At 68.2% G+C, this 13,490-nt stretch carries 11 protein-coding genes; 4 read left to right on the top strand and 7 right to left on the bottom strand.

The window, feature by feature from the left end; genetic code table 11:
• Positions 1-238 precede the first annotated feature (238 nt).
• Positions 239-1,207: a hypothetical protein gene (locus tag ACFOWZ_RS05465; RefSeq protein ID WP_382369692.1), complete on the top strand. Its 969-nt coding sequence runs from the start codon at positions 239-241 to the stop codon at positions 1,205-1,207.
• Positions 1,208-1,228: 21 nt separating this feature from the next.
• On the opposite strand, the gene ACFOWZ_RS05460 is transcribed toward ACFOWZ_RS05465, so the two are convergent.
• Entirely contained in the window at positions 1,229-1,852 is a 624-nt protein-coding gene (locus tag ACFOWZ_RS05460; protein WP_382369689.1) for a TetR/AcrR family transcriptional regulator, read from the bottom strand.
• A gap of 95 nt (positions 1,853-1,947) precedes the next feature.
• Between ACFOWZ_RS05460 and ACFOWZ_RS05455 the strand changes: the two genes are divergently transcribed.
• The 3 genes from ACFOWZ_RS05455 to ACFOWZ_RS05445 all read left to right on the top strand — a co-directional run bounded on the left by ACFOWZ_RS05455 (position 1,948) and on the right by ACFOWZ_RS05445 (position 5,502).
• Positions 1,948-2,739, top strand: a complete 792-nt coding sequence (locus tag ACFOWZ_RS05455; protein ID WP_382369686.1) for an alpha/beta fold hydrolase — start codon at positions 1,948-1,950, stop codon at positions 2,737-2,739.
• 33 nt (positions 2,740-2,772) lie between these two features.
• The gene (locus ACFOWZ_RS05450; RefSeq protein WP_382369683.1) at positions 2,773-3,888 is read left to right on the top strand and encodes an FAD-dependent monooxygenase; all 1,116 of its coding nucleotides are present in this window, start codon (positions 2,773-2,775) and stop codon (positions 3,886-3,888) included.
• Between the two features lie 144 nt (positions 3,889-4,032).
• Positions 4,033-5,502 carry a hypothetical protein gene (locus ACFOWZ_RS05445; protein WP_382369680.1) on the top strand — a complete coding sequence of 490 codons (1,470 nt, stop codon included), beginning with the start codon at positions 4,033-4,035 and terminating at the stop codon, positions 5,500-5,502.
• Positions 5,503-5,603: 101 nt separating this feature from the next.
• On the opposite strand, the gene ACFOWZ_RS05440 is transcribed toward ACFOWZ_RS05445, so the two are convergent.
• The 6 genes from ACFOWZ_RS05440 to ACFOWZ_RS05415 all read right to left on the bottom strand — a co-directional run bounded on the left by ACFOWZ_RS05440 (position 5,604) and on the right by ACFOWZ_RS05415 (position 13,462).
• Positions 5,604-6,566, bottom strand: coding sequence for a threonine ammonia-lyase (locus ACFOWZ_RS05440; protein ID WP_382369677.1), 963 nt, complete (start codon positions 6,564-6,566; stop codon positions 5,604-5,606).
• A gap of 448 nt (positions 6,567-7,014) precedes the next feature.
• On the bottom strand, positions 7,015-7,158 hold the full coding sequence (locus ACFOWZ_RS05435) for a hypothetical protein (RefSeq protein WP_382369674.1): 144 nt from the start codon (positions 7,156-7,158) through the stop codon (positions 7,015-7,017).
• 42 nt (positions 7,159-7,200) lie between these two features.
• Positions 7,201-7,995: a PIG-L family deacetylase gene (locus tag ACFOWZ_RS05430; RefSeq protein ID WP_382369671.1), complete on the bottom strand. Its 795-nt coding sequence runs from the start codon at positions 7,993-7,995 to the stop codon at positions 7,201-7,203.
• Between the two features lie 4 nt (positions 7,996-7,999).
• Positions 8,000-9,400 (bottom strand): radical SAM protein, encoded by a 1,401-nt coding sequence (locus ACFOWZ_RS05425; RefSeq protein WP_382369668.1) that lies wholly within the window; start codon positions 9,398-9,400, stop codon positions 8,000-8,002.
• Positions 9,400-11,910 (bottom strand): glycosyltransferase, encoded by a 2,511-nt coding sequence (locus ACFOWZ_RS05420; RefSeq protein WP_382369665.1) that lies wholly within the window; start codon positions 11,908-11,910, stop codon positions 9,400-9,402. Before ACFOWZ_RS05420 ends, ACFOWZ_RS05425 begins: the two co-directional genes overlap by 1 nt.
• A gap of 166 nt (positions 11,911-12,076) precedes the next feature.
• Positions 12,077-13,462, bottom strand: a complete 1,386-nt coding sequence (locus ACFOWZ_RS05415; protein WP_382369662.1) for a glycoside hydrolase family 43 protein — start codon at positions 13,460-13,462, stop codon at positions 12,077-12,079.
• Positions 13,463-13,490 lie beyond the last annotated feature (28 nt).

Here is a 13,490-nt window from a genome sequence, read left to right as displayed (position 1 = left end):
CCAGAACGGTGTACACGACAACGGCGAAGAGCACGGCGATCCAGTTGGCCGAGCCCACGCACTGACCACATTCATGCCGCTTTTCCTTTGATAACAACGGCCTGGGGGGCGTGTGCGGGTCTACTCTCGCGACCCAAGAGGACAAGGTTCGTCCTCTGCACCCAGGAGTGCTGCAGTGTCCTGGGCCAACAGCTTGGCCGGATTGTCGCTGCACGGAGCAGTGGCCGCGGGGGCGGACGTGAGCGAAAATCCCGAACGAACGGATGGCCGGTCGAAGCCGCGCGCTGCGGCGTACCTCTGCTGGGCCGTCGCCGGTTGCGTGCTGATTCTCGCGGTCGTGGTGGCGTTGGCGATCACGACCGATCGGCTGGGCGGTGGTGCCCTCTACTTCGTCGGCCTCGTCGCGGCCCACCTGATCTGCCAGCCGATCGGCAGGCATGTCGTCGTCAGGTGCTGGGTCGGTTTCAAGCGGAACACCTCGGCGGACGGATGGTCGGCGCTTCAGACCGATTCCCGGAGTCCCGTGCTCTACCTGCGCTCGTTCCTGGTCGACGATCTGCTGGCGCGCACCGGTGAGACCGCGATGGACTACTTCCGGACCGAGGAGGAGCGGCTCGCCCGTGCGTTCGCCCGGATCGGACCACTGGTGGCGATCGGGCGGCCCGGCGAGCCACTTCCACCGGCCGGTGCGCCCCGTGTCTACGTCGGCGACGACTGGCGGGAGACGGTGCGTGAGCTCCTCGACCGCTCCCAGCTGGTTCTCATCGGTGCGGGACGGGGTGAGGGACTGCGCTGGGAGCTCGGCCAGGTCAGAGCAACCGTCGACCCGCGCCGCGTCGTGGTCCTGCTCCCGTTCGGCAACTGGGAGTACGACAACTTCCGCTCCGACGTGGCGGACCTGTTCCCGCACCCGCTGCCCGACCTCGCACCGCTGCCCGACGCCGACGACCACACGGTCAGAGCAGCACTGCACTTCCGCGAGGACTGGACCGCGGAACCGGTCCGCCTCAGCACCGATCGCGCCACCAGCCTCGAGATGGCGTTGCTGCAGCAGCTCGCACCTGTCTTCGCGCACCTGGACGACATCCGTGCACCGACCAGGCTGCAACGGCAACGCGAACTGAGGTGGCTGGCGCTGAGCTTGGCGGGTCTCGTCCTCCTGCTGTCCGCGGTGTGGGGACTCCTGCGCGTCTTCGTGCTGCGCTGAGGCGACCGCTCGACCGGGACGCTACGACGTGGTGGCGTGGATGCCGGCCAGGACGACGTCGACGATCTTCTCGGCCACCTCGCGGGTGAACGGGTGGCGCCGCCGGTTGACGTAGAGGTACACCGGCCCGGACAGCAGCTCGGTGAGGAAGTAGCTGTCGACAGGCGGAATCTCTCCCTTGTCGACGGCACTCTCGAACCGCCGGCGGGCGGCGGCGAACTGCTGGTCGTAGGCAGCCCGCATCGCCTCGGTCAGATCCGTGTTCACGGTGGCCGCGACGGTGGTCTGCAGCATGGCGCGGCCGACCGAGCTCGACAGCCGCTCGGCCAGCGCCACCAGGAAGTCGACCAGATCACGGCGGAGATCGCCGGAGTCGTGCAGAGGCGCGGAGTCCTTCGCGTACTGCAGCAACGCGTCCTTGACGAGCTCGGCGCGGTCCGGCCAGTTGCGGTAGACGCTGTTCCTGTTGACGCCGGCGAGCTCGGCGATCTCCTCGTAGCGCAGGCCGGTCACGCCGTCGCGGGCAACGAGCTCCATCGTCGCCGCGAGGATCTGCGACCGCACCCGAGCGTTGCGGCCGCCCGGTCGCGCTGCCGGTCGTGCGCCGGCGTCGGTGGGCTCTGAGGTCTGCACGTTCTCCGGCACGCCCCGATTCTCACACCTCCTCCGCGTCCCGGTGGACAGCCCGGTGGCTCACGGCTAAGTTAAAGAGACGAATTGTCTCTTTAAGGAGTTGAGGTGTGACCACGTCATTCGGCACCGTCGAGGCCGGTGCGATCAAGATCGCCTACGCGGAGTCCGGCGTCGGCGAGCCGCTGGTCCTGCTGCACGGCGGCGAAAGCACGCACGTCCAGTACGACGCGTTCCGGCCCTTGCTGGGCGACGGCATCCGTGCGATCGCCTACGACCAGCGCGACTCCGGAGCGACGGTCAACCCGCCAGACCCGTACGGCATCCCCGACCTCGCGGAGGACTGCGCCGCGCTGATCAGGGGCCTCGGGTGCGCACGGGCGCACCTCTTCGGATCCTCGTTCGGCGGCTTCATCGCACTGCAGGTCGCGGTGTCGGTACCCGACGTCGTGCAGTCGCTGACCGTCGGTGCCACCTTCGCCGACGCCTCGGCCCTGCAGGCACCTGTGGCGTCCGAGATCGTCGCGCTGTCGCCGGCGCAGCGCGACGCCCGGATGCTCGCCTTCGCCCTGTCCGAACGCGGGCAGGCGGACGAGGATGTGGTGGCGAAACTCCGGGCGGTGCTGGTCCACCGCTCACCGGAGGCGGACGCCCGGCGACTGGCCGCGGTTGCGGGCTTCGACCTCACCGGCCGCCTGTCCGCGATCACGGCGCCGACCCTGCTCGTCTACGGCGAGGACGATCCCGCGGCCACGCCCGAGGTCGGACGGAAGATCGCGGACGCGATCCCGGGGGCGAGGCTGGAGGTGGTTCCAGGCGCACGCCACGGGATCACGGTGGAGTTCGCCCAGGAGACCGCCCGACTGCTCCGCGAGTTCGTGCTCGCCCACCCGTCGCGATAAGTCCCGCTCGTCATCACTGTTGTGGAGAAACGCATGAAGATCCTCGTCTCCGGCGCGGGCGTCGCCGGCCTTTCACTCGGGCGTGTCCTCGGGGTGCGCGGGCATCAGGTCACGATCGTCGAGCGCGCTGACCGGCTGCGCGGCAACGGTTCGCCCATCGACGTCCGCGGCGATGCGATCGAGGTCGCCGCGAAGATGGGCATCCTGCCCGCGATCCGCGACGCGCGGATCCGCATGACCGAGCAGGTGCACTTCGTCGACGAGAACGGCACCGCCGTCGGCCGGTTGCCCGCCGACATCGGCGACTCGCCCGCCGACATCGAGATCGCCCGCGAGGACCTGTCCCGAATCCTGGCGGACGCGCTGCCGGACGTCGTGGACCTGCGGCTGAGCGAGTCGGTGACCACGATCGCGGACAACGACGGCCGGGTGGACGTCCGCTTCGCCTCCGGCGGTTCGGAGAGTTTCGACCTCGTCCTGGGCGCCGACGGCATGCACTCGGCGGTGCGGCGGCTCGTGTTCGGTCCGGAGCAGAACTGGATCCGGCACCTCGGCCTCTACACCGCCATCACCGACATGCCCGGTGAGGTCGACGCCCAAGCCGAGCGGATCAACCCGATGTTCAGCTGTCCGGGGCACCTGGCCGGCATCGCCCGGTTCAAGGACCGGGCGATCGGCCTGCTGATGTTCGCTTCCGATCCCTTCGACTACGACTACCGCGACGTCGAAGCGCAGAAGCGGATCCTGCTCGACCAGTTCGCCGGATGTCGCTCGTGGAGGGTCCCGGCGATCCTCGACGCGGTGCGCGCCGATCCCGACCTCTACTTCGACTCGGTCAGCCAGATCCACCTGCCGACCTGGCACCGGGGCCGGGTCGCGCTCGTGGGCGACGCCGCCCACTGCGCGTCCCCTCTCGCGGGCCGGGGCACGTCCCTGGCGCTGACGGGAGCCCAGTTCCTCGCCGAGGAACTGGAGCGATCGGGTGGTGACCACGTCACGGCGTTCCCGCGGTACGAGGCCCGCCAACGGCCCTATGTCGACTTCGCTCAGGGCACGGTCGAAGGTGGTGGTGCGCTTCTCGTGCCACCCACTCAGGAAGCGATCCTCGCGCGCAACCAGCTGCTCCAGCCGGTCGCGGTCGGCCGGTAGGAACCGGATTGCGCTGACGTCGGTATGGGCGCACTCAAGCAGCACGATCAGCGGCATGACACGACGTTGCTCAGTCGGCCTCGTACGGCCGCGGCCGGTTCATTTGACATGACCGTTGGACGTGCAGCCGCCAGAATCGGCTGCATGCTGAATCCGCCGCAGATCCACAGCCGCCTGGGTGAGAGTGCCGCAGCGGCCTTTCAGGGCGACCGGTTCGTTCTGGACCAGACCGCGTCCTGGCTCACCTCGGTGACCGCACGTGAGTTGCTGCGGATCGACCACGATGCTCGCCAGTTCCGCTACGAGGGGCCGGCGCTGGGAAAGTCGGAGAAGTGGACGAGCGAGGTTCTGGCGAGTCCGGTGCCTGTCGTCGCGGTGCTGGCCAGCATGCACCCGGACGGACACGTGCGTGAGCGCGCCGTTCGGTCGTTGATCACCTCGCTCGATGCGTTGAGCGATCGTGCGCTGGCAGTCCGGGTCAGTGACCACGTCGGGGTGATCCGCGAGGTCGCTGTGCGTGAGGTGCTGCGACGACAGACGTTGGATCACGCCGACCGCGTGGTGCCGCTGTTGCACCGGATCGAGCAGCGCGGCCGGGGCTCCGAGGTCCTGGCGCTGTACCTGCACGCACTGGTCACCGAGCACGGTGAGGCGAACGTGTGGGCCCGGTTGAGGAATTCCGCGGACCACGACCTGCGGCGCGCCGCTTTCCTGCACAGCTTCGACTCCGGACTGCTCGGGCTGCCGGACGCGATCGTGCTGCTGCCCGGAGAGAGGGACCAGGTGGTCCGTCGGCGGCTCATCGAGGTCATCGCCGACTCGGCGACTCCTGATGTGATCGCCAGGGTGCTGCTTCGAGACCGGTCCGCCGAGAGCCGCACCCTGGCCTTGGTGAAGCTGACGGCCGCGCAGCTCGACCCGGCCGACGTGGAGCGGCTTCTGCTCGACTCCTCTGTGCTCACCCGTCTGTGGGCTCGTCGTCGCTGGCAGGAAATGGGACACGATCCGGCCGTCGTCTATGCCACGTCCGCGCGTTCCACCGCCACGCCGATCGTGCGCGCTCGCGCCTACATCGGCCTCGCCGAGACCGGCACCGCCATCGAACGCCAGGAGGTCGTCGCCCTCGTCCGCAGCACGGAGCTTCCGCTGCGGAAAGTCGGCCTGTCGTTGCTGCGGGGCCGTGCCACCGCCGAAGACATCCCGTTGTTGCTCCGGTCGGTGGCCGGTGACCACTCGCGAGTGGCTCGCCTGGCCGCCGAGGTCCTCATCGGCAGCCCTGGGATGTGGACCCTCACCGAACTGGCCCCGCTCAAGGCGGCCGAGGACCCGGAACTTCGCCGGCGGGCCTGGTGGATCCACCGCCGCCGCGGCGGGTGGGAAGCAGTCATCGCTGATCTCGAGCTCCTCCACGACTCCGACGCGCGGCTGGCCGGCATGGGCCGTCAGCGCGACCTGCCGATGTACTCGCGGCCGACCGCCACGCAGCAGCGGCGCATCACGGACCTGCTCTCCACCGCCCCCGTCGAGCACCATCAACGTCGCCTCATCGCGTTCGCTGCCGGACTTCCCGACCTGGCTGAGGCGAGCGAACGAGACCACGCGCAGAGCGGCTGAGCTGATCACGAGGGTGCTCGCAGACCGCGCGGCAAGTGCGTCGGTGTTGGCGCGCTGCGCCCAGAACGTCCGCTGTTCGGCATGTAGGTGCGTCGGTGCAGCTATCGACGAACCCAGCGGTGATAGGCATCGAGGTCGACGTTGCTGCCGCAGATCACGGTGACGATGTGACGGCCGGCGAAACGGTCGCGGTCTTCCAGGACGGCAGCGACGCCGAGTGCGGCTGAGGGTTCGACGATCAGGCCTGTGTGCTCCAGCAGCAGCTGCATGCCGGTGATGATCGAGGACTCGCGGACGAGGACGGCGTCGTCGGCCACCGCGAGGAGGTCGTCCAGGACCTCGGGGATGGGGAACCGTCCGGCGACACCGTCGGCGATGGTGTCGGCCGATTCGGTGGTGATGACGCGGCGTTCGTGCCAGGAGCGGGTCAACGCCGGCGCGCCCGTGGGCTGCACGCAGATCACCTCGGCGCCAGGTGCCAAGGTCTTCACGACGTAGCCCACGCCGGTGGCCATCGCACCGCCACCCAGAGCTGTCAGAACAGCGTCGAACGTGGTTTCCCCGCTCGTCAGCTCGAGGCCGATCGTCGCCGCGCCCTCACAGGTCTCGATGTCGAGGCTGTCCTCGAGCAGCCGGATGCCGCGCTCCTGCGCGATCCGCACCGCTCGCTCGCGGGCCAGTTCGATGTCGCCGTCCACCAGCTCCAGTTCCGCGCCCAGCGCGCGGATCCGATCGAGCTTGGCGACAGGTGCCCGCACAGACGCCACCACCGTCACGTCGAGGCCACGACGGCGACCTGACCACGCAAGCGCCTGACCGAGATTGCCGGCGCTGGCGCACACCACGGCAGTCCGGCCCTGCTCGGCCAGCAGGCCGGTGACGAGCTCGGTGCCCCTGCCCTTGAAGCTGCGCACGGGGTTCGCCGTTTCCAGCTTGATGCTCACGGTGCAGCCGAGCCGGCGTCCCAGCGCATCGCACCGGTACATCGGGGTGTTCAGGTACACGGGGTCGATCACACGGCGGGCAGCCTGGATCCGGTCGAGATCAAGACGAGTCCTGAGCACGTCCGGATCATATCCAGCGGGTTCCGGCTCGACTGTCCCCAACTCGACAAGGCCGGAGCTGCGTGCCGCGCGGTCGAGGGGAGCCATGAGCGTGCGTTCGGAGCTGACAGATGAGTCATGGCGCTTACTCCCAGAGGTACCAAGTACTCACCTGCGCCGTGATCGTCGTACGCGCTCGTTCAGGGCCGCTGAACTGCGGGTCAAAGCAGTTGCCCGACGCCCAACAGCAGCGTCCACGCGCACCTCGACATCAACCGCCGGTACGGCGGCTGGAAAGTGCGTCTCCTCATCGACGGCATGAGCGACTGGACCACTGCCGGTGAGTGGGCAGCCCTGCGCGACGAAGTGCCGTTCGAGCAGCGGACGGTGGACGAGGCCGCGGTGTTCTTCCGGGAGCGGATCACCGAGATGGCGCATGCCTACCTGCTCGACTCGGGTGTGCGGTCGGCTACACGGCGCCCGCTCCTGTCCCGAGGGTGGTCGAGAAGACCGCGAAGGACAGGACGAGCACCGGGTCACGCCGCTGCCGCCGGAGTTGTACGAACTCGTCGGCTTCCTGGTCGGATTGGGTTTCCGCGTGGCGCGTGATCATCGACGCCTGATTCCTCACCTGCGGTCAGCGTGTCGCCCCGTGCTACCCGAGCCCCGCGAAGAGGTCGGTTTCCGGGACAGGTGACCCAGTGGTGTCCCGTGCCCGGATGTAGTCCTCGACGCCGAAAGCCTCGGCGAACTCCACTGGTGGCAGCCTGCCCGCGATCGAAGTGTCGAGCTGGGAGGCGTGGCAGTGCAGCGCGGCGCGCTTCCGGTCGACGACCGCGCGGGTGTCGATGCTGGTGGTGATGCGCCGGTCGACGTCATCGAGTCCGGTGGGCGCGTCCCGGTGGATTCCGACCGAGGCGGCTACCCGGATCACGCGTTCCCAGTACGCCCGGCCGTGTGCCTTGAAGTAGAGCTTGGCCGCCACTCCGGACAGGTCGAACGCCGCCGAAGCGACCCGTGCGGCGTGCAGGTGGTCCCGGTGCTGCGCCGTGTTCTCGGCGTCGTAGGTCACCACTACCTGCGGCTCGTAGTGCTCGATCAGCCGTGCCACCCGATCGGCGGACACGGACACCGGTACGTCCACGAAGGCGCCGCGCGGCTTCTCCCACGCCGCGATGCCCGAGTCGTGGTACCCGAGCAGTTCGACGTCTGTCACGCCGAGGACGCGGCACGCTGCCTGCAGCTCGCCTAGCCGGTGCGACGCGACCCGTGCGGGGTCGTGGATGGGGGTGAACGGCTTGGCGCCGTCCGGTGCGTCGCCGAGCTCGCCGTTCGTGCAGGTCACGAGGACGATTCGGGTGCCGAGCGCGGCGTAGTGGGCCAGGATGCCGCCGGTGGACGTCGACTCGTCGTCGGGATGGGCGTGCACCGCGAGCAGTGTGCGGGTCATGGTGTCAGAGTTCCGTGTTGATGATCGCTTCCACCAGGACCTCGCCGTCCTCGGTCAGCGAGACTCCGCCGGGGTCGACCGAGACGAGACCGCGTTCGGCCAGGGAGCCGAACTTCTCGCGCCACGGGCTGTCGTGCAGCGACCTGCCGTACCGGGCGCGGTGCAGATCCGAACGCACCGGCTGCAAGGTCGACAGCGCCATCTTGACCGCCCTCGCCTCCTGTGCGGTGGCGTCGAATCCGGTTGCCGAACCGAGCGGCACGCGGCCCGCCTCGACGGCCTGGGCGTAGTTCTTCCAGTTCACGTCGGTGATCGCCTCGGAGGCGCGGCAGCTGGAACTGCCGCCCAGGCCGATCGCCACCTCGGCCTCCTGCTTGTCCTGGTCCACCATGATGGACTTCCACTTCTCCGGGCCGAGGCCGTCACGGGCGAAGTACATCGTGGGGTGCTCGGTGTAGCCGGCGGCGCGCAGGCCGTCGGTCAGCACCTCGCGCATCCGGTACTGCTGCCGCAGCGACGGCCAGAAGTGCCCGTCGCGCACGAGCTTCTCGCGGTACCGCGGCAGCTGCCACGGTGCGGGTTGTTCCCCGGCCACGCCGGTCCTGGTCTCGGCGTAGGACTTCAGGTGCAGTTTGGTGCACACCACGGCGGTGATCTCGTTCTCCAGCACCACGTCGAGATCGCGCTTGACGCTGTCGACGGTCTGGTCCAGCAGGCCGTACATCAGGTCGATGCTGACCCACTCGAAGCCCGCGATCTGGGCGTTGCGCACGAAGTCGACGCACATCTGCGCCGTGTGCTCGCGCCCGCACTCCCGCAGGACGTCGTCGTCGAACGACTGCACGCCGCTGGAAAGCTTGGTGCAGCCCAGTTCCCGCAACGCTTCCAGCTTCGCCGGGGTGAACGTGCTCGGATCGCCCTCGAAGCGGATCGTCGTGTCCGCCGTGAACCCGAAGTTCTCCCGGTAGAAGCCGAGGAGCCGGCGGATGTCCTTCTCCGGCAACAACGACGGCGTGCCGCCGAAGACGTTGAACTCACCGACCGGGGCGTCCTTCAGCTCCGGCACCCGCCGCAGCCAGAGCTCGGCCTCCCTGATGTTCCAGTCCACCCACTGCGACAGCTTCTCCTCGGCGCGGCCGCCTTTGACGAGCACGACCGGGTATTGGCAGAAGCGGCACTTGTAGGCGCACGTCGGGATGTACGACCAGAGGTGGATCGGTGCCGTTCCGGTGAGCTGGTCGCTCAGGTCGGTGAGGAAGTCGTCGACGCCGTAGCCGGGGACGTTGCCGGGAAACACGTGCGCCCCGAACGGGTCCTCGGTGACGTAGTCGAGCAGGTGCGCGTTGGCGGGGTCCTGCAGAGCCGCCCACACCCTCGGTTCTTCGTGCGTCAGAACACTGTCCATCAGAACACGCCTCCGTTGCCGAAGTAGTTGTGTGCCTCCCCGGACTCGCGATCCTCGCAGTAGTACTTCACGAACTCGGCGAACCTGTCCTCCGGCACCGCGTCGAAGCACTCCGGCAGCGGCGGCGGGTAGCCGATGTCGTCGCCGACGGTGGCGCGCAGCCGCGCGAAGATCTCGTCGCGGAACTCCAGGTACAGCCGGTACGACGGCGTCTTGTAGGAGTGGATGGGCAGGAAGTCGACGACGCGCATCTCGGCCTTGATCTCCGCGATCCGCGTGCGCAGCCCGGCCGCCAGGTCCGCGCCGAAGAACGCGACCACGGCGTCCTCGTCCAGCAGGGACGGAGTCAGCAGGACCGGGAGGATCGTGTTCTTCGGGGTGAAGTCCTTGATCGAGAACTCCCAGGCCTGCAGCGCCTCGGCCTCGGTGAGGTCGACGGTCGTCGGCGGTGCCTCCGGCCTGATGTCCCGCATGACGATGATGCCGTCGTTGCCGTACGCGCGGCCGGAGATGACCTCGTCGATCGCGTGGTTCACGCGCCGCGGGTTGATCTCGACCCGCGATTGCGGAGCGTAGGTGATGTCGTGACCGGAGCTCGCGACCCTGATGCCGAAGTCCCAGTCGTCGGACAGGTGGTTGACGAACCTCCCGTTCCGCAGCTGGTAGAAGATCTCGATGCCACCGACGTCCTCGTAGGCTTCGCGCTCGACCGCGAAGCCCTTGCCGTCGGGAAACCCGCCGAACAACGAGAAGGTCACCGCGCGGCACCGCAACGTGCGCTGGATGGCGTCCCAAAGTCGAGGCCTACCAACGAAGTGCTCGGCGTTGTAGTAGTAGTCGCACACACCGATAGCGGCCTTGTCCCTCTCCATCACCGCGAGAAGTTCGGTGAGCCAACGGCTGTCGACCCGGCAGTCCGCGTCGGCCGACACGAGGTAGAAGCGCTCGCCGGGGTCCTTGCGGTTGCGGCTTCTGCGCACCGCGAACTCCATGCCGGCTCTGCGCGCACACGCCACCCCCTGCTCGCGTTCGCTGATCACGTGGACGGCGACCGGCGAGCTCTCGGCGAACCTGCGCGCGATCTCGACCGTGCCGTCCGTGGAGTTGTTGTCCACCAGCACGATCTCGTAGCTGCCGGGATCGATGTCCTGCTGGTCGCGCAGGGACAGCAGCACGTCCTCGATGTTCGCGGCCTCGTCGAACACCGGCAGCACCACGCTGAGCCGGACGCCGGCCCCCATCGCGGGCGGGAACAACCTGCCCACGAGGTCGTTCGCGGCCTCGCGGCTGTGCGTGCCGACCCGCCTGTTGTGCGCCACCACGTCCGCCCTCCTCTCCGCGTTCGTCATGAGTTCGTGGACCTGCCGGACGAACTCGGGCGTCGGCAGGTCGTGGGACAGGATGTCGAGCACCGGCGCCTCGTAGCCCGCGTAAACCGTGTCGTACAAGGAATAACGGCTCGTGATGTACGGCACGCCGGCCGCGATCGCCTCGCCGATGGGATTGCCGAAACTCTCGTAGTCGTACGACGTCAGGAACGACACGACGTCGGCGTGCGCCAGCAGGTCGCGCACCGAGAACCCCGGACCGGCCGACTCGCACGGCTCCAGCACGCCCCCGAAGACGACAGGCACCCGAAGCTCTTCGGCGAGCGCGCGGAGTTTCCTGGTCTCGGCCGGATCCTCATCGGTGTCGCCGGCGATGAACAGGCAGGTGCCCGGCAGCTGGGCCGCCAGGTGCAGGTCGCGATCGACACGCTTCTGCGGGATGATCCTCGTGAACCTGGCGATGATCTTGGTGCCCGGCGCGATGCCGTGGTGGGCGAGGAAATCAGGCCGGCCCGGGCGGCTCGGTTCGGTGAAGGTGTTCGGCAGCAGGTCGAGGTTGCGCAGGTGCGGCATCCACTCCAGCGTGCGCCGTCTCGCGTCCTCGTGCAACGCGAAGTAGTGGATGTGCGGCGAGTTCACCATCGCAGGCGTTGCGGGGTAAGGAAAGCTGCCGTACTTGGCCGGCTCGCTCTGCCACATCAGGTCGTGGTCGCGCCACAGCACGTAGCGGCCGAGATCGTGCGCCGCACCGTACCTGGCGATCGCCAGGTAGAGCGCTTTCGTGTAGGCGACGTTCTCCGGCAACGTGCCGTTCTCGACCACGACGAGCGCGACACCGCGGTCCTCCCAGGTGCGCACGATCGCATCGGCGAGTTCTTCGGCGATGCGATCAGTCTCGGGCACATCGTCGCGGCGCACGGCTTCCAACGTCGCCGCAACGAATTCCTGGTCGTATCCCGCAATTCGCGCAATTCCGTCAACGCGGTCGAGCGTGACCCAGTCCGGCACGCGTTCGTTCCGGTACGGTTCGAAGAATCTTCCTTTGTCGGCCTTGATGTCGTACCCGAGGTCGAGATGAACGCGATAGCCCTGGTCAGCGAAGGATCTGGCGGTTTTGAGAAACTCGACCACCACGCCGGACATGGCCGCGGCATCGAACGAGACACCCCAAAGAGCCGGCATAGGCTGCTCCGTTTCGAGTGATTCACTCTCACTCGAAGCTAGCATGTAAGCGCTTCCACGCCAGATCGCGTCTCAATCGGCTCCGCTTGGTCCCACTGCCCGTCAGCGCTGCCACCGGACGGCGGCAGCGCTGACGGGCGCTCGTGGTGATGCCTGTCCGCAGGTGTCAGTACACGACGCGGAAGGTCGCGTCGGCACGGCCGGTCGCGGTCGTGATCTCGTCGATGCGCAGCACGTAGGCCGAGTGCCGCAGGTAGCGGGTCGGGTAGTTGACCGAGCGGAACGACGACCAGGTGGCATCAGCGAGGCCGGCGACCCGTGTGAACGTGGCGTCGGCGGCGAAGAGCGAGGTCCCGTCGTTCTGCATGAGCTTGACCTCGAAACCCTGGTGCCGCAGGAAGTAGCCGGGCTTGTTGACCGACTCGAACGACACCGCGTTCGGGTCGGACAGGCCGGCCCGCAGCCGCCACTGCGAGTCCTGGTACGGCTCGAACGGCAGCTCGTCGATGCGGCCGACGGAGTCCGCGTGCCGGACGTAGCGGCCGGGGAAGTTGAGCGACTTGACCCGGTTCCAGCTCGTGCCGCCGTAGCGGGCGAGCAGGCGGTCGCGGTCGGCCGCGGTGATCGGGTGGATCGTGTTGTGCTTGCCGTTCAACGGCGCGGTGTAGGACTGGCGGCCGACCTTGGTCCACGTCGCCGCGGTGAGGTCGCCCTCCCACAGGTCGAACTTGGCGTTGGGGCAGTAGGTGTCGGCCCACAGCCACCACTTGTCCGCGGTCAGCGACTTGACCAGCGTCGGCGCCTCGGTGCACCGGTTGTCGCCGATCGCGCCGCTGTAGCGGGTGAAGCTGCCCGGCTGCAGCGACGTCGAGCGGGCGCCGATGATCCCGGTCGTCGCGTCGTTGCGGTAGTACAGGTAGTTCATCCCGTTGACGTTGGTGATCACGTGGGAGTCGATGACGGACGTGCCGGGGTCGAAGAACACGACCGGCGTGGTCGCGGTGACGAAATCGGTGGTGTAGGCGACGGAGATCACCGCGTGCGAGCCGCCTGGGGGGACAGTGGAGAACGTGATGCCGTAGGCGTTGCGCGAGGGGTCCCAGTGGAGCGCGGGCGCCCAGCTGAAGGAGGTGGTGTTGGTCGAGTTGACGTTGAGCAGCCGGTCGGCCGACCAGGTCACCAGATCGGGCGAGGTCCAGACGTGGATGTTCTGGTTGGGCTTGGTGAACGAGCCGCCCACCGGGATGTCGGTCGCGAGCACGACCCACGTGCCGTTGTTGAGCCGGGTGATGAACGGGTCGCGGATGCCCTTGGTGCCCGCGGTCGGTGTGAGGACGGCGTTGTTGTCGTTGAGCGGAGTCCACTCCAGACCGTCGTCGCTGACGGCGAGGTGGACGGCGTTGACGTTGCCAGAGCCGTTCTGGGACTCCTTGAAGTACCCCATCACGTAGGCGGCGTCGGCCGCCTGGGCCTGCGCCGGGGCGGCACCGGTGCCCGCGGCGAACATCGCCGCCGCGAGCCAGCAGAGTACCGGCCGAACGAGTCGTACCATGGTTGTTTCCTCTCGCGATCCGTGCCGG

The organism is Lentzea rhizosphaerae (genome assembly GCF_042649515.1).
Classification (GTDB): Bacteria; Actinomycetota; Actinomycetes; order Mycobacteriales; family Pseudonocardiaceae; genus Lentzea; species Lentzea aerocolonigenes.
This window is presented reverse-complemented; position numbering and strand designations above follow the sequence as displayed.